The organism is Streptomyces sp. NBC_00620, from assembly GCF_026341825.1.
GTDB lineage: Bacteria > Actinomycetota > Actinomycetes > Streptomycetales > Streptomycetaceae > Streptomyces.
Genome location: NZ_JAPENY010000001.1, coordinates 3,371,115 through 3,388,066, shown reverse-complemented (window position 1 = coordinate 3,388,066; position 16,952 = coordinate 3,371,115). Strand labels below are relative to the sequence as shown.

Annotated in this window: 12 protein-coding genes; 4 read left to right on the top strand and 8 right to left on the bottom strand. The window is 70.4% G+C overall.

All coding sequences use genetic code 11. From position 1 onward, the window contains the following. Nucleotides 1–105 precede the first annotated feature (105 nt). Nucleotides 106–669 carry a hypothetical protein gene (locus tag OG246_RS15670; protein WP_266464222.1) on the top strand — a complete coding sequence of 188 codons (564 nt, stop codon included), beginning with the start codon at nucleotides 106–108 and terminating at the stop codon, nucleotides 667–669. 63 nt (nucleotides 670–732) lie between these two features. Here OG246_RS15670 and OG246_RS15665 read toward each other — a convergent pair whose 3' ends face one another. From OG246_RS15665 to OG246_RS15645, 5 genes are all read right to left on the bottom strand, one after another. Continuing rightward, complete coding sequence (locus OG246_RS15665; RefSeq protein WP_266461820.1) at nucleotides 733–2,181, bottom strand: S28 family serine protease; 1,449 nt, start codon at nucleotides 2,179–2,181, stop codon at nucleotides 733–735. Nucleotides 2,182–2,308: 127 nt separating this feature from the next. After that, nucleotides 2,309–2,698, bottom strand: a complete 390-nt coding sequence (locus tag OG246_RS15660; protein WP_266461817.1) for a hypothetical protein — start codon at nucleotides 2,696–2,698, stop codon at nucleotides 2,309–2,311. 88 nt (nucleotides 2,699–2,786) lie between these two features. Next, nucleotides 2,787–6,506 (bottom strand): ABC transporter ATP-binding protein, encoded by a 3,720-nt coding sequence (locus tag OG246_RS15655; protein ID WP_266461815.1) that lies wholly within the window; start codon nucleotides 6,504–6,506, stop codon nucleotides 2,787–2,789. 87 nt (nucleotides 6,507–6,593) lie between these two features. Then, a complete protein-coding gene (locus OG246_RS15650; protein ID WP_266461813.1) occupies nucleotides 6,594–7,625 on the bottom strand; it encodes an esterase-like activity of phytase family protein in 1,032 nt (343 codons plus the stop codon). Between the two features lie 84 nt (nucleotides 7,626–7,709). After that, nucleotides 7,710–8,561, bottom strand: a complete 852-nt coding sequence (locus tag OG246_RS15645; protein WP_266461810.1) for a serine hydrolase — start codon at nucleotides 8,559–8,561, stop codon at nucleotides 7,710–7,712. A 207-nt stretch (nucleotides 8,562–8,768) separates the two neighbouring features. Between OG246_RS15645 and OG246_RS15640 the strand changes: the two genes are divergently transcribed. From OG246_RS15640 to OG246_RS15630, 3 genes are all read left to right on the top strand, one after another. Next, the gene (locus OG246_RS15640; RefSeq protein WP_266461807.1) at nucleotides 8,769–11,069 is read left to right on the top strand and encodes a glycosyltransferase family 39 protein; all 2,301 of its coding nucleotides are present in this window, start codon (nucleotides 8,769–8,771) and stop codon (nucleotides 11,067–11,069) included. Between the two features lie 242 nt (nucleotides 11,070–11,311). Then, entirely contained in the window at nucleotides 11,312–12,115 is an 804-nt protein-coding gene (locus tag OG246_RS15635; protein WP_266461804.1) for an endonuclease I family protein, read from the top strand. Nucleotides 12,116–12,141: 26 nt separating this feature from the next. Beyond that, nucleotides 12,142–12,630 (top strand): ATP-binding protein, encoded by a 489-nt coding sequence (locus OG246_RS15630; RefSeq protein ID WP_266461800.1) that lies wholly within the window; start codon nucleotides 12,142–12,144, stop codon nucleotides 12,628–12,630. 38 nt (nucleotides 12,631–12,668) lie between these two features. On the opposite strand, the gene OG246_RS15625 is transcribed toward OG246_RS15630, so the two are convergent. The 3 genes from OG246_RS15625 to OG246_RS15615 form a co-directional block, all read right to left on the bottom strand. Continuing rightward, a complete protein-coding gene (locus OG246_RS15625; protein WP_266461797.1) occupies nucleotides 12,669–14,354 on the bottom strand; it encodes a thiamine pyrophosphate-binding protein in 1,686 nt (561 codons plus the stop codon). After that, on the bottom strand, nucleotides 14,351–15,319 hold the full coding sequence (gene speB / locus OG246_RS15620; protein ID WP_266461794.1) for an agmatinase: 969 nt from the start codon (nucleotides 15,317–15,319) through the stop codon (nucleotides 14,351–14,353). The genes OG246_RS15625 and speB overlap by 4 nt, the downstream gene beginning before the upstream one ends. 63 nt (nucleotides 15,320–15,382) lie before the next feature. After that, nucleotides 15,383–16,846 carry a sodium:solute symporter gene (locus OG246_RS15615; RefSeq protein WP_266461791.1) on the bottom strand — a complete coding sequence of 488 codons (1,464 nt, stop codon included), beginning with the start codon at nucleotides 16,844–16,846 and terminating at the stop codon, nucleotides 15,383–15,385. Between the last annotated feature and the right edge of the window lie 106 nt (nucleotides 16,847–16,952).

Below are 16,952 nucleotides of genomic sequence, written 5' to 3'. Positions count from 1 at the left end.
GTGCTGGGCCGGAGCGCGTCGGGGCGGGGCGTGCTGGGACGGAGAGGGCTGGGCGCGCTGTCCACGTGCGCGCTTGCGGTGTCGATACTCACCGGCTGCGACGCGCTGTCGAGTTCCTCCGGACCCACGGAGCCCTCCGCGTCCGTGGCCGCCGGAGGTACGGCGTCGGTCCGGCCCTCGGGCTACGGCGCCGTGTTCCTCGCGGTCGGCGAGTGCAGCTCGTTCGGGACGACCAGCTTCACCGAGGTGCTCTGCACCAGCGAACGGGCGGCCGCGCGGGTCGTCGCCCGCTACGACGGCAAGGTGGCGGACGGCCCCTCCTGCCCCGCGAACACGGACTTCGTCCTGCACATCAGCGAGACGCGGCCCGCCTCGGACGAGGACGGCGACGGCGCGGTCCCGCAGGGCTACGCCTGTATGCGCAAGCTCGAACCGCCGCACCCCGGCGACCCGGGCGGCGGAGGAGGCCCCCGCACCCTCGTCGGCGACTGCGTCTACAGCTCCGGCAGTGGCAAGGTCCGCGAGACCGCCTGCGACGGCACGGGCAGCAAACCCCCGGAGTACAAGGTGACTTCGGCGGTCGAGGACCGCTCGAAGTGCCCGCCCTCGACCGAGCTGTACGTCCAGCTCGGCGGCGTCAAGCCGGTGGGCTGCGCCCGCCCGGTGTAGCGAACGGGCGGGCGCAGCAAGGGAGTTGCGGCCACGGACGGAAGTGCGTCCGCGGCCCGGGAGTTACGGCCGCAACGCGGGCTCGCGCTCCACATCACGCTGGTCGAGCTTCACGTCGAACTTGGCCAGCGGCTTGGCCGCCGCCGGGTCCGACTGGACCGCCGCCGAGGCGACGCCCGCCCACTGGAGGATGCGGGCCGTGGCGAGGGCCTTCTCGTCGGCGACGAGGCCCGCGACGTTGGCGCCGTGGTTCAGGCCCGGCGCGGTGAAGACGTAACTGTCGTGCGCGCCCTTGCCGAGGCGGAAGCGCTCGGCGCCCCACGGGTCGTTCTGGCCGTAGACGTACAGCATGTGGCTGGCGTTGTTCTTGACCCAGGAGTCCACGTCACGCATCGCCGACGGCTGGAACTTCATGGGGATGTCCCGAGGCACGAAGTTCCGCGGCGGCTGGTAGCCGTAGCGGATCAGGCTCTTCTCGATGTGCGGGAACCCGATGGTCGGCGCGCCCAGCTGCGTACCCGCCTGGTAGTAGTACGGCGTGTACGGCTCCAGGCCCTGGTCCGTGTAGAAGGAGAACCCGGAGATCGTGTCGATGGAGGTCCAGATCTCCTCGTCCGTGGCGTTCACCGCGTCCGCCGGGATCGTGTCGCAGTCGGCCAGCAGGCTGTACTGCCAGAAGCCCCAGACGTAGTCGAGGACGACCGCTTCGTACGCCTTGTCGAGGCTGCCGATCGTGGTGAAGGTGTACTCGTTCTCGGCCGCGTAGGCCGCGTACGTCTTCTCCAGCGGCTCACGGCGCACGAGCGCCTCGCGCTGCACGGCGTTGAGCCGGTCGCGGCACTCCTTGGTGCCGACGCCGGCGAAGAAGCGGTCGTAGGCCGAGTCCTCGTTGTTCACCACGTCGTTGGGGGCGACGTACGCGACGACGCCGTCCATGTCACGCGGGTAGAAGCGCTCGTAGTACGTGGCGGTCATGCCGCCCTTCGAGCCACCCGTGGAGATCCACTTCTTGTCGTAGATCGGCTTGAGGGCCTTGAAGATGCGGTGCTGGTCGCTGGCCGCCTGCCAGATGTCGAGCTTGGACCAGTCGGCCGGGTCGGGCCGGGACGGAGTGAAGAAGCGGTACTCCATCGAGATCTGGTTGCCGTCCACGATCTGGGTCGGCTCGCGGCGGCTGGGCGTCGTGGAGACGAAGTAGCCGCCGGTGTAGAAGACCGTCGGGCGCGCGGTGTCCTTGTGCAGCACGGTGATGCGCTGCTGGAACGTGCCCTTGGACGGGTGCCGGTGGTCAATCGGCTGGGTGTAATTGAGAACGAAGTAGCGGTAGCCGGTGTACGGCTTCTCCTGGACCAGGCTCATCCCGGGTATCGCGAGAAGCCTGTCCAGTATGTCCGCACTGGTCGTGCTGGTGCCGGTGGTGGCCTCCGGCTGGGCGGCGGTGGCCGCCCCCGCCGTGCTCAACGTGCCTATGAGCACTGTGAGCGCCAGCAGCCATCTGAGCGCCTTGCGCATGCACCCTCCCCTGGAGTTACGCAGATGTCCGCCGGAACCTAGCGGAGCAACTCGCGTGACACCAGGGGTGATTGAGCAATCCCTGTGGGAATGCGGTGATTCGGCTGAGAAGGTTCCGGAAGGTGCTTCAGCACAGGATCCAGCCCGAGCTCACCGAGCCCCGGCCGACGGAGCCCGTGATCCACACGCAGCGGCGTCCCGCGTGCACCTTCGCCGGGCCCGCGTGGTGCGAGAACAGCCCCTCGTCCTTGTCCGGCCGGCCGCCGCGGGCCCGCACGCTGACGGACATGTACTTCCGGGCCCCCTGCCTCTTCGGGAAGGTCACGGCGCAGACGTAACCGCGGCTCTTGTAGACCCGTACGGTCCCGGTCGAGAAGGGCAGCTTGCGGACCTCGCGGCCCGAGCAGTACGAGGCGGCAGCCGCCGCGCTGCCGGGGCTCATCAGCGCGAGCAGCCCGGACGCGGTGAGCACGGCCAGACCGAGCGCCACCCGTCGGCGTAGCGCACCAATGTCCACTGTCGTCCCTCCCGTACCGCAGCCCATGAGCGTACTGGTGTACGGACGCACGAGGTACGTCGAATGGTTGCGCGAAGGGGAGAGAGGTTCAGACCACGTGGCCGACGGGCTCCCCAGGCTCGGCCGCCCCCACGAAGGTCCGCCACAGCTCCGCGTACTGACCGCCCCGTGCGAGCAGCTCCTCGTGGGTGCCGTCCTCGGCGACCCGCCCATGGGCCATCAGCACGACCCGGTCCGCGCGGGCGGCCGTGGTCAGGCGGTGGGCGACGACGAGGGTCGTACGGCGGCCCGCGATGCGGTCGGTGGCCTGGTTGACCAGTGCCTCCGTCGCCAGGTCCAGGGCGGCGGTGGCCTCATCCAGGAGCAGGATGTCCGGGTCGACGAGTTCGGCGCGGGCCAGCGCGATCAGCTGGCGCTGTCCGGCGGACAGGTTGCGGCCGCGCTCGGCGACCTCGTGGAGGTAGCCGCCGTCGAGCGTGGCGATCATGTCGTGCGCGCCGACCGCGCGGGCGGCGGCCTCCACCTGGGCGTCGGTCGCGTCGGGCCGGCCGTAGGCGATGGCGTCCCGGACCGTCCCCTGGAAGAGGTACGCCTCCTGCGGGACGACGCCGAGGCGATGGCGGAAGGAGGTGATGTCGAGGTCGCGAAGGTCCGTGCCGTCGACCGTCACCCGTCCGCCGGTCGGGTCGTAGAAGCGCGCGACCAGTTTCACGAGTGTCGACTTGCCCGCGCCGGTCTCACCGACGAAGGCGACGGTCTGGCCGGCGGGGATGCTCAACGACACCTGGCTCAGGGCCTCTTCGTCGTCGCCGTATGCGAAGTCCACGTCCTCGAAGGCGATTTCGCCCCGCAGGGACAGCACCTCGAGGGGCTTGTCCGCGGCCTCCGTCGATGTCGGCTCCTGGAGCAGCTCCTGGATCCTGCCCAGCGACACCGTCGCCTGCTGGTAGCCGTCGAAGACCTGCGAGAGCTGCTGCACGGGCGCGAAGAACAGGTCGATGTAGAGGAGGTACGCCACCAGCGCGCCCGTCGTGAGCGTCCCGGCGTCGACGCGGTTCGCGCCCACCACGAGCACCGCCGCCCCGGCCACCGACGCCAGCAGCTGCACGAACGGGAAGTAGACCGAGATCAGCCACTGGCCGCGCGTACGCGCCTGCCGGTAGCTGTCGCTGCCCGCCGCGAACCGCCGCACGCCCGAGCCCTCGCGCCGGAACGCCTGGAGGATCCGCAGCCCGGAGACCGACTCCTGGAGGTCGGCGTTGACCACCGACACCCGCTCGCGGGCGAGTTCGTACGCCTTCACACTCGCCCGGCGGAAGAAGAACGTGCCGACGACCAGCACCGGCAGCGTCAGGAAGACGACCAGCGCCAGCTGCACGTCGATCACCAGGAGCGCGGCCATGATGCCGAAGAAGGTGACGACGGCGACGAAGGCGGTGACAAGACCGGTCTGCAGGAACGTCGACAGCGCATCCACGTCCGTCGTCATCCGGGTCATGATCCGCCCGGTCAACTCCCGCTCGTAGTAGTCGAGTCCGAGGCGCTGCAGCTGCGCGAAGATCTTCAGCCGGAGCGAGTACAGGACCCGCTCCCCCGTCCGTCCCGTCATCCGCGTCTCGCCGATCTGCGCCACCCACTGGACGAGCACGGTGATCAGCGCGAACCCGGACGCCGCCCACACCGCGCCGAGCGCGACCTCGGAGACGCCCTGGTCGATGCCGTGCCGGATCAGCACGGGCAGCAGCAGGCTCATGCCGGCGTCGACGGCGACGAGCCCGAGGCTGAGGAGCAGCGGCGCCCCGAAGCCGCGCAGCAGCCGCCGCAGCCCGTACGACTCCTCGGGCCTGACCGCGCGCGCCTCGTCGATGCCGGGGGTGTCGGTGGCCGGGGGCAACGCCTCGACCTGGGTGAGGAGTTCGGGGGTGGCGGGCATCCCGGCGAGCGCGTTGTCCTTGGGCTCGCGGTCGCCGGTCCACAGCCGTGGGGTGACCCCGCGCTCGGCGTCGAACTCGGCGTCCAGCTCGTCCCGTACGGAGGTGTCCTCCTGCGGCACCGCGGGCAGGGCGTGTCCCGGGGAGACGCCGCCCAGCTCGTCGGGGTCGGTGAGCAGCCGCCGGTACAGCGGAGAGCGCCGCTGGAGTTCCTCGTGCGTGCCGATGTCGGCGAGGCGTCCGTCGTCGAGTACGGCGATGCGGTCGGCGAGGTTGAGGGTGGAGCGGCGGTGTGCGATCAGGAGGGTGGTGCGGCCCTCCATGACCTGGCTGAGCGCCTCGTGGATCTCGTGCTCCACGCGGGCGTCCACGGCGGAGGTGGCGTCGTCGAGGACGAGCAGGCGCGGGTCGGTGAGGATGGCGCGGGCGAGGGCGACGCGCTGGCGCTGGCCGCCGGAGAGGGTGAGGCCGTGCTCGCCGACCGTGGTGTCGTAGCCGTTCGGCAGCTCGCTGATGAAACGGTCCGCCTGGGCGGCGCGGGCGGCGGTCGCGATCTCCTCGTCACTCGCCTCCGGGCGGCCGTACGCGATGTTGGCGCGGACGGTGTCGGAGAAGAGGAAGGAGTCCTCGGGGACGAGCCCGATCGCGGCCCGGAGCGACTCGGTGGTCAGCTCGCGCACATCGTGGCCGCCGACCAGGACGGCGCCGTGCGTCACGTCGTAGAAGCGGGGAAGCAGCAGCGAGACCGTCGACTTGCCGGACCCGGAGGAGCCGACGACGGCGAGGGTCTCGCCGGGCCGGATCTCGAAGCTCAGCCCGTCCAGGACCGGCCGCCCCTCCTCGTATCCGAAGGACACGTCGTCGAACTCGACGGTCGCGGGCGCGTCGGCGGGAAGGGTCTTCGTCCCCTCCTTGATCGACGGCTCGGTGTCGATGAGTTCGAGGACGCGCTCGGCGCCGGCCCGGGCCTGCTGCCCGACGGTCAGCACCACGGCCAGCATGCGCACGGGCCCGACGAGCTGCGAGAGGTACGAGGAGAACGCGACGAACGTACCGAGCGTGACCTGTCCGCGCACCGCGAGCCAGCCGCCGAGGGCGAGCATCGCGACCTGCCCGAGGGCGGGTACGGCCTGAAGCGCCGGGGTGTACTTGGAGTTCAGCCGGATCGTCCGCAGCCGCCCCGCGAAGAGCCTGCGCCCGACCTCCCGGAGCTTCCCGGTCTCCTGCTCCTCCTGCCCGAAGCCCTTCACCACGCGTACGCCGCTGACGGCGCCGTCGACCACACCCGCGACGGCGGCGGCCTGGGCCTGCGCGTACCAGGTGGCGGGGTGCAGTCGGGAGCGGCTGCGCTTGGCGACGACCCACAGGGCCGGGGCGACGGCGAGCGCGACAAGGGTGAGCGGGAGGGACAGCCAGGCCATGATCCCGAGCGAGATCAGGAAGAGGAGCACATTGCCGATGGTCATCGGCAGCATGAAGAGGAGGCCCTGGATCAGCTGGAGGTCGCTGGTGGCGCGCCCGACGACCTGTCCGGTGGACAGCTCGTCCTGGCGGCGGCCGTCGAGCCGGGTGATCGTCTCGTACATCTCGGTACGGAGGTCGTGCTGCACGTCGAGGGCGAGGCGGCCGCCGTAGTAGCGGCGGATGTAGGTGAGGACGTAGACGACGGCGGCGGCGGCGATCAGCGCGCCCGCCCAGGGGGCCATGTCCTTGGTGTGGCCCACGACCACGTCATCGATGATCACCTTGGTGATGAGCGGGACGAGCGCCATGATCGCCATGCCGCCCAGCGAGGAGCCGAGCGCCAGCACGACGTCCTTCGGGTGCCGCCATGCGTACCCGGCGAGTCGCCGTGCCCATCCCCCTTGCGCTGCCACGCGGGTGCCTTCCGTAGATCTCAGTCCGCCGGAAGGCACCAACGCTCAGCGAAGCGGATTTCATCCCTCCGCAACAAAAGGGGCGGCTTATCGGGGCAGCCGGACGCGCAGAGAGTAGAAGCGGGTGATCTGGGCCGCGTTCTGGTTGTCGTCGCTGACCAGGAGGAGGTCCAGGCGGCCCTTGGTACGGCCGGTGATCGTCAGGCCCTCGATGTTGTCGAGGAGCGGGTTGGGCTGGGGCTGCTTGGCCGTGGCTCCCAGTGACGGGCAGTTCACCAGGTCGGCGAGGAGGGTCTTCTTCACCAGTCGTACGCCGTCCTGGCCTGTGAGCGTCGCTTCATCGGCGGTGTCCGTGGCGTGCCGCAGGTCGGCCAGATAGAGGCGGACGGTGTTGCCGACGCCCGCGGTGAAGCCGCGCTCCAGGACGAGGAGGCGGCCGTCGGGGGTGGCGGTGGCCTCGGAGACACCGAGGCCGGTGTCGGTGCGGTAGCCGTACTGGGCACCGAGGCGGAAGGTCCCCTTGCTCCGATCCCAGGTCTGGAAGCGGACGATCTCCTTGCTGTCGCCGCTGATGCTGTTCTCCATCGAGGCGAGGAGGGTGCGTCCGCCGGGCAGCAGGGTCAGGCCCTCGAAGGTCTGGTTCGCGGTGGCGCGGCCCGCGGGGGCGACCCTGAGCGCGTCCGGTACGGGGAGACGGTCGAGGATCTTGCCGTCGCGGGAGTAGCGGCGTATGGACGGCTCGGTCTCGGAGGAGATGAGCCGCGTGCCGTCGCGGTCGACGACCAGGCCCTCGGAGTCGAGCGCGGCACCGTTCTCGTCGGCGAGCGGGACGACACCGGTGGGCTGAAGGGTCTTCGCGTCGAGGGTGAAGAGTGACGACCGGTCGGATACGGCGGCGATCTGGCCGTTCCGGTCCACGGCGAGCGCGGAGAAGTTGCCGACGAAGGTGCCCTCGTACGTCGTCTTGTCGAGCGCGTCGGAGAAGCCGGCGATGGCGACGGAGGGCGAGCAGGCGTTGGCGCGGGTGCTCGAAGCGGCGGTGGCGGGCCCGGCGGCGGTCAGGGTGGTGGCCGCCGCCAGGCCGGCGGTGACGGTGGCGAGTACGGTTCGCAGGCGCATGGCGACACGGTAGGCGGCTGCTGGTTTAGGGCAGGCGTACTGGTCGTGAATTCCGGGGAGTTGGGTCCTCCCTGGAAGCGTCGCTCAGCTGGCCGCCAGGTCCTTGTGGATGACCTTGGCCACGGCCTGGATGGTGTTGATGCCGTACTGCATGGTGCTGTTGCCGTGCGTCAGGACCGTGATCGTGTAGTCGTGGCCGCCGCCCTTGAAGGTGCCGACGCTGTGCACCCGCCAGCCGTGCGTGGCCCGCGACAGCCAGCCGTTCTTGACGTGCACGGCGACACCGGCGGGCGCCCCCGCCGGCGTACCCCAGCGCTGGGAGGAGACGACCTGGCCCATCAGCTTGAGGATGTACGCGCGGGCGTTGTCGCTCAGGACCGAGTTCTTCGCGGTGGTGAGCGCGAGCAGCTTCTGCTCGTCGCGCACGGTGATCTGGGTCAGGCCCCAGTAGCCGTCCGCGCCCGGCTTGGTCTGGGTCATCCCGGCGGCGGTGAGGAAGCCCTTGATCTTCGTCAGGCCGAGCTGACGCCACAGGGTGCTGGTCGAGGCGTTGTCCGACTTGGTGATCATGGCCTTGGCGAGGTCGGCCTCGCGCTGCGTGAGGTAACGGTTGTGCTTCTTGGCGTCCCACAGCAGCGTGGCGAGGACGGTGACCTTGACGACGCTGGCCGAGTCGTACGCGGTGGACGATCTGAGAGAGCAGGTCGTCTTCGTACTGCGGTCGTAGAGGCCGACCGCGATGGTGCCCGTACGGTTCGCGAGCGCCGCGGTGATGTCCCGCTGGAGCTTCGTGGCCAGCCCCGCCTTCGCGGACGTACAGCTGACCTGCGGCGTGGCTGCGGCAGCGGGCGTCGCGGCGGCCACCAGCGGTATGAGCATCCCGGCGCCGATGCCTGCGCCGAGCACGCGGGCGCGCCGCGATATGCGGTGAGTCATGAAGGCTTCCCGTCCCCTTGGGTGGATACGAGCGCACCCCCGGCACGCTCGCCCCCTTTGACTCACCTGTGTGTACGAATGGTTGTACGGCTTGCCGAACGTGTTGGCGAACCGTTGTACGGGCCGTGACCGACAGTTGCCGGGATTCACAGGTCGCCCCCAGGTAGGCCACAGCGCGCGCCCACCGCCTGTTCGCAGGATGCGCTGGTGACATCTGCCACCGACCCACACCCCCACGCCCCCGTGGCCCCCGACTCGCCCGCTCCGACGCCGCCCGGACCGCCCGGGCCACCGGAGAAGGCGCCGCGCTGGTCACTCCCCGCCCTGATCGCGATCATGCTGCTGGCCGCAGTGCTGTACTCCTGGAACCTCTCCTCGTCCGGTCTGAACAGCTTCTACAGCGCCGCCGTGCTGAGCGGCACGCAGAGCTGGAAGGCCTGGTTCTTCGGCTCGCTGGACGCGGGCAACTTCATGACCGTCGACAAGCCGCCCTTCGTCCTGATGGTGATGGGCCTGTCCTGCCGCGTCTTCGGCTACGGGACCTGGCAGATGATGGCGCCGCTGATCGCGTCCGCGGTCGGCACCATCTGGATCCTGCACTCCTCCGTGAAGCGGGTCTTCGGACACGCGGCGGCCACCGTGGCCGCGCTGGTCCTCGCGCTGACCCCGATCACGGTGGCCATCAACCGGGACAACAACCCCGACACGCTGCTCGTCCTCCTGATGGTGGCGGGCGCGGCACTCGCGCTGCGCGCGACGCGGGACGGCAGGCTGCTGCCGCTCATCGGCTCGGCGGTCTGCTTCGGGCTCGCGTTCAACACGAAGATGCTGCAGGGCTACATCGCACTGCCCGCCGTCTTCGCCGTGTACCTGTACGCGTCCCGGCTCGGCCTCGTGAAGCGGATCGTGAACCTGCTGATCGCGGGCGTGGCCCTGGCGGTCGCCAGCTTCTGGTGGCCTGCCGCAGTGTCGCTGGTGCCCGCCTCCGAGCGGCCGTACATCGGCGGCTCGACGGACGGCACCGCCTGGAACCTGATCATGGGCTACAACGGCCTCGGCCGGGTCTTCGGCGGCGAGGGCAACGGCGGAGGCGGCGGGGGTGGTGGCGGCGGCTTCTCCGGGACCGCCGGTATCGGCCGGATGTTCAACGACACGCTGGGCGGCCAGATCTCGTGGCTGCTGCCGTTCGCGGGCATCGCGCTGGTCGGCGGCCTGGTGCTGTGCGGGCGGGCGCCGCGCACGGACCTGACGCGCGCCGCGCTGGTGATGTGGGGCGGCTGGACCGCGCTCCACTTCCTCACCTTCAGCATGGCCGAGGGCACGATGCACCCGTACTACACGACCGCCCTCGCGCCCGGTATCGCGGCGCTCTGCGGTGGCGGCGGCGTCATGCTGCTGCGCGCCTTCCGGGCGGACAAGCGGTGGGCGTGGGTGCTGCCCGCCGCCATGGCGGTCACCGGCATCTGGGCCGTCGTGCTGCTGCGCCGGGCCTCCGGCTGGAACACCTGGCTGTGGCCGACGATCGCGGTGGTCATGGCGCTGGCGATCGTGGGTCTGCTGGTCTTCCGCTCCGGCCACCGGGCACGGCTCCTCGCGGTCTCCATCGCCGCGGCGGTCGTCGCGTCGGTCGCGGGGCCTGCCGCGTACGCCGCCTCGGTGCCCGCGGGCACGGCCGGCGGCATGGGCGGCACCAACCCGACTGCCGGGCCCACGACGGGTGGCGGCGGTTTCGGTGGAGGAGGCGGGGGCGGTGGCGGCCGGATGGGCGGCGGTGCCGCGATGGCCGGTGGCCAGCAGCCCGGCGCCGAACAGGGCGGCCAGGCGGGTGGCACGGGCAACGCGCCGAGCGGCATGCCCAGCGGGGCGCCGGGCGGTACCGCACCCGGGGGCCAGCAGGGCGGCGGTCAGCAGGGCGGCGGCATGGGTACGCCCCCGAACGGCGCCGACGGGACCGGCGAGGCGGCCGAAGGAGCTGCCGGAGGCGCAGCCGGCGGGGCTGCCGGCAGGGCTGCCGGCCAGCGCGGTGGCGCGGGCGGCGGTTTCGGTGGCGGTGGCGGCGGCATGGGTGGCGACACCAGCAGCGAGCTCATCACGTACCTGAAGAAGAACCAGGACGGCGCCGAGTGGCTGCTCGCGGTGTCCAGTTCACAGACCGCCTCGTCGCTCATCCTGAGCAGCGGGGAGCCGGTGATCTCCATGTGGGGCTGGTCCGGCACCGACAAGGCGATGACGCTCGCCAAGCTCAAGGAGCTCGTGAAGAACGGCGAGTTGCACTACATCCAGCTCGGTGGCGGCGGAGGCGGCGGCATGGGCGGCGACTCCAGCATCAGCTCGGAGGTCACCGCCTGGGTGGAGAAGAACGGCACGGCGGTGAAGGAGAGCGAGTACAGCAGCAGTTCCTCCTCCACGTCCGAGTCCGATTCCGCTTCCGATTCCACTTCCGACTCCGCGACCGGAACCCAGAACACCCAGTCGCTCTACCGGCTCGACCCGTCGGACGTCAACTAGGGGAAACCCTCCTCCAGTTGGGGTAAACCCTCGCGCAGAGCAACCCCTGACCGTTCTCACGGTCAGGGGTTGCTCTCTATTCCATAACGTCACACAAACGCCTCTCACTGGTTACACGGCCGACCCCCAACACATGCCACGCTCCCGGTTACCAAAAAAGTCAACACGCGTAGAACGCAGCATCGTTGAGGCGAACGCAGCCGCGTTCACAAGCGTGCCGATCCCGGGAAAGGGCACCCCCCATGTCCGTTGCGCAGATAGGCAGATGGAAGGCGCTTGCGGTGGCCACGTCCGCCGTTCTCGTCGGCGTCACCCTCCCGACCTTGGCAGCGTCCCCCGCCGCTGCCACAACCACCGCGTACGACAGCACGTACTACAAGAACGCGATCGGTAAGACCGGCACGAGCCTGAAGTCCTCGCTGCACACGATCATCGCCCCCCAGACCAAGATCTCGTACTCCGCGGTCTGGAACGCGCTCATGGTGACCGACCAGGACCCGAACAACAGCAGCAACGTGATCCTGCTCTACAGCGGCGTCTCGCGTGCCAAGTCCCTCAACGGCGGCGACGTGGGCGACTGGAACCGCGAGCACACCTGGGCCAAGTCCCACGGCGACTTCGGCGAGGCGACCGGTCCCGGCACGGACCTGCACCACCTGCGTCCCGCCGACGTCCAGGTCAACAGCATCCGTGGCAACAAGGACTTCGACAACGGCGGCAGCACGGTCACCAACGGCGGCGGCAGCCTCACCGACTCCGACTCCTTCGAGCCGCGCGCCGCGGACAAGGGCGACGTCGCCCGCATGATCCTCTACATGACGGTCCGCTACGAAGGCGACGACGGCTGGGCCGACCTCGAGCCCAACCAGCTGGTGAACAACGGCAGCAACCCCTACATGGGCAAGCTCTCCGTCCTCAAGGCGTGGAACGAGGCGGACCCGCCCAGCGCCTTCGAGGAGAAGCGCAACCAGCTCATCTACGACAACTACCAGCACAACCGCAACCCGTTCATCGACCACCCGGAGTGGGTCGAGGCGATCTGGTAGCCACCTGCCGACCGGTTGAACTCCCCGTGTCCAACGGGGAGTTCGACCTCGGCAACCTGCTCGGCCAGGAGGGGACCCGCATGCCCGAAACAGCCACCGACTCCGCTGTCACCGACGCTGCTGTCACCGACGCCACCTGGCAGCTCCCGCGCACCCCGCGCAGCGCCCCGCACGCCCGACAGCTGCTCCGCGCCCAGCTCACCGACTGGCAGATCGACGGTGAAGTGGCCGAAACGGCCGAGCTGTTGCTCACGGAGCTGGTCACCAACTCACTCCAGCACGCCTGCACCGCGCCCGGCGTCGGGATCGGCCTGCGCCTCGCGACCTACGACGGTCTCCTGCGCGTGGAGGTCGCCGACGCGGACGACCACCGCCCCGTGCCCCGGCAGGCCGCCGCGGGAGACGAGGGCGGCCGGGGACTCACCCTCATCCAGGCCTTGGCCCAACGCTGGGGCTACTGCCCCCGGTTGGGCGCCGCCGGCAAGGCGACCTGGGCGGAACTGGCGCTGCCCTAGCGAACCCGGGGTGCCGTGGCCGTCAGCCCAGGTGACCGTCAGTCCAGATGCGTCGGCGCGAACATCCGCAGCACCGCCGGGAGCAGCACCACCGAAGGGCCGGGTGTCGCCAGGGCCTTCGACAGGTCCGTCTCCAGGGTCTCGGGGGTCGTGCGCACGCCCGGCACCCCGAAGGACTCCGCGAGGGCCACGTAGTCGGGGCGGGCCAGCTCCGTCGCCGTGGCCTGGCCGAAGGCGTCCGTCATGTACTCGCGGAGGATGCCGTAGCCGCCGTCGTCGACGATCAGCCAGGTGACGTTCAGGTCGTACTGCCTGGCCGTGGCGAGTTCGGCGATCGAATACAACGCGCCGCCGTCACCGGAGACCGCGAGGACCGGACGGGTCGGGTCGGCGGTCGCCGCGCCCAGTGCAGCGGGGAAGCCGTAGCCGAGGCCGCCCGCGCCCTGGGCGGAGTGCATGGTGTTCGACCCGCGCGGGTCGAAGGCGGACCACGCCCAGTACGCCAGGATCGTCATGTCCCAGAAGGACGGGGAGCCGGCCGGCAGCGCCCGGCGGACGGACGCCAACACGTCCTGTTCCAGGGTGAGTTCCTGGGCGGCGATACGCTCCCCGACCCGGGCGAGCACCGTACGCACCCGCTCCCGTGCCGTGTCGTCCGCGCGGTCGGAAACCGTCTCAAGGAGCGCCGAAAGGGCCAGGCGGGCGTCCGCGTGGATGCCGAGCGCCGGGTGGTTGGACTCCAGTTTGCCGAGGTCCGCCTCGATCTGGACGACGCGGCCCCGGGGCTTGAACGTGTGGTAGTTCGACGACAGTTCACCCAGGCCCGAGCCCACCACGAGGAGGACGTCCGCGTCCTCCAGGAAGTCCGTGGTGTGGCGGTCCTCCAGCCAGGACTGGAGGGAGAGCGGGTGTTCCCAGGGGAAGGCGCCCTTTCCGCCGAAGGTGGTGACGACGGGGGCGTTCAGCTTCTCGGCGAGTTGGCGGAGCTTGCCGGACGCGTCGGCTCGTACGACTCCGCCGCCCGCGATGATCGCGGGGCGGGCGGCGTTCGACAGCAAGTGGGCCGCCACCGCTGTGAGTTCGGGGCGCGGGACCACGTCCTCCGGCGTCGCGTCCATCGCCGTCACGACCGGCAGGGACGTCTCGGCGAGGAGCACGTCCTGAGGGATCTCCACCCACACCGGGCCGTGCGGGGCCGTCAGCGCCGACTCCCACGCCGCCGCGATCGCCGACGGGATCTGGGACTGGCTGCGGACCGTGTGCACGGACTTCACCACTCCCCTGAACGACGCCTGCTGGTCGGGGAGTTCGTGCAGATAGCCGTGGCGTCCGCCGCCGATCCCGGCGGTGGGGATCTGGCTGCTGATGGCGAGGACGGGGGAGGAAGCCGCGGCCGCCTCCTGGAGTGCGGCCAGCGAGGTCAGCGCGCCCGGGCCCGTCGACAGCAGCAGCGGGGCCGCCTCACCAGTGATGCGGCCGTACGCGTCCGCCGCGAACCCCGCGTTGTTCTCGACGCGCAGGCCCACGTACTGGAGGGAGGATCGGCGCAGGGCGTCGAACATGCCAAGCGCGTGCTGGCCTGGCAGGCCGAAGACGGTCGTCGCGCCGAGACCGGTGAGGGTCTCCACGACCAGGTCTCCGCCGTTGCGCCCGGGGGGCGGGTTCAGGGCGGCTGCGGTCTGGGCGGCCGTGGGACGGAGCTCCAGGTCGTGGTCGTGGGTCACTTCGCGCGTGCCTCTGCAATCTGGCGGGACATGATGGTCGTGAGTTCGTACGCCGTGTGGGACGCGGCCACCGCCGTGATCTCGGCGTGATCGTACGCGGGCGCGACCTCGACGACGTCGGCCGACACCAGGTTGCAGGACGACAACCCCCGCAGGATCTCCAGGAGTTCGCGGGAGGTCATGCCGCCCGCCTCCGGCGTGCCCGTGCCGGGCGCGTGCGCCGGGTCGAGGCAGTCGATGTCGATGGAGATGTAGAGGGGGCGGTTGCCGATGCGCTGGCGCAGCTGGTCGGCGACCTCGTCGGCGCCGCGGCGGTAGATGTCCGCCGAGGTGACGATGCCGAAGCCCATCTTCTCGTCGTCGGTGAGGTCCTGCTTGCCGTACAGCGGGCCGCGGGTGCCGACGTGCGAGAGCGCCTCGGTGTCGAGGATGCCCTCCTCCACCGCCCGGCGGAACGGCGTGCCGTGCGTGTACTCGGCGCCGAAGTAGGTGTCCCAGGTGTCGAGGTGCGCGTCGAAGTGGAGCAGCGCGACGGGGCCGTGCTTCTTGGCCACGGACCTCAGCAGCGGCAGCGCGATGGTGTGGTCGCCGCCCAGCGTCATGAGGCGGGCGCCGGTGCCGAGCAGTTCGTCGGCCGCCGCCTCGACCGTCTCCACGGCCTCGTTGATGTTGAACGGGTTCGCCGCGATGTCACCGGCGTCCGCGACCTGCGCGAGGGCGAAGGGCGAGGCGTCCTGGGCCGGGTTGTAGGGGCGCAGCAGCCGGGACGCCTCGCGGATCGCGTTGCCGCCGAAGCGGGCGCCCGGCCGGTACGAGACGCCGGAGTCGAACGGCACCCCGACCACGGCGACGTCGGCGGTGCCGACCTCGTCGAGGCGCGGCAGCCGGGCGAAGGTCGCGGGTCCTGCGTACCGCGGGATGCGGGACGAGTCGACGGGGCCGCGGGGCGTCTCGTTGCTGCTCATGATGAAATGCCTTCTTTCCTACGCAACATCGCGTATGTACAACTAAGTACCGCTGATACGACTCTACTGGTGAGCCGGGACTGGTTCGGACAAGGGTTCGGCGACCCGGCCCGCGAGGCGCTCGCGCCAGGCGGCCAGTACGGCGGCGTCGGTCGCGGGCGTGGCCAGCGAGACGATCACATAGACGGCCAGCGAGGAGAGCAGCCCGTAGTACACGGGCTCGTTCGCGAGGATGCCGTACGTCGCCATCAGGCCGATGACCGCGACGCCGCCGACCACGACGGAGGCGAGTGCGCCCTGCGCGGTGCCGCGCTTCCACAGCAGTCCGCCGAGGATCGGGACGAGGAGCCCGCCGACGAGCAGGTTGTACGCGACGGTCAGCGCCTCGACGACGTTGTTGAGCGCGATCGCCGTACAGATCACCGCGATGCCCATGACCAGGATGAAGACGCGGTTGTCCCTGACCTCGTCGCGCTCCTCGCTGTCCTTGTCCGCGGTGGCTCCCCGCAGCCGCGACCAGATGTCGTTGTTGGCGACGGTGGCGCAGGCGATGAGCGCGCCGGAGGAGGTCGACATCACGGCGGCGAGGGCGGCGGCGAGCACCAAGCCCCTCACCCCGACCGGGAGTTCGTCCTTCACGATGGTCGCGAAGGCGGTGTCGGCGCTGGGCAGCGTCGGGTACATGACCTTGGCCGCGGTACCGATGACGGCGCCCGCGACGGCGTACACCAGGCAGTACGTACCGGCGACCGTGCCGCCCCACTTCGCCGTGGTGTCGCTGCGCGCGGTGAACACGCGCTGCCAGATGTCCTGCCCGATCAGCATGCCGAAGGTGTAGATGAGCACGTAGGTGAAGATCGTCTCGCCGCCGATGCCCAGCGGGTCGAAGTACTCGGTCGGCAGCTTCGCCTTCATCTCGCTGAACCCGCCGGCCTTGACGACCGCGATGGGCAGGAGCAGGAGCAGCACGCCGATGGTCTTGACGACGAACTGCACCATGTCGGTGAGCGTGATCGACCACATGCCGCCGAGCGTCGAGTACGCCACGACGATCGAGCCGCCGAGGACGATCGCGAGCGTCCGGTTCATGTCGAAGAGGACGTCGAAGATCGTGGCGTACGCAATGGTCGAGGTGACCGCGAGCATGAGGGTGTACGCCCACATGACGACACCGGAGATGACTCCCGCGCGGCCGCCGTAGCGGAGGTCGAGCATCTCGGAGACGGTGTAGACCTTCAGGCGGGCGATGCGCGCGGAGAAGAAGATCGACAGCGCGAGGAGTCCGAGGCCGATGGCGAAGACCATCCAGGCGCCGGAGAGCCCGTACTGGTAGCCGAGGCCGACCCCGCCGATGGTGGACGCGCCGCCGAGCACGATCGCGGCCATGGTCCCCGAGTACATGGCGGGGCCGAGACGCCGCCCCGCGACGAGGAACTCGCTCTTCGACTTGGCACGGCGCATGCCCCACCAGCCCATGGCCAGCATGCCGGCCAGATAGACGACGATCACTGTGTAGTCGACGGCCATGGGGGTCTCCTCCGAGCGCTCGGTGGCGTGTCGTGCAGGTGGGTGTGGGGCTCTGTCCCTGAGGACCGGCCGGTGACTGATCGCGGGGACATCCGCCCGTACCCGC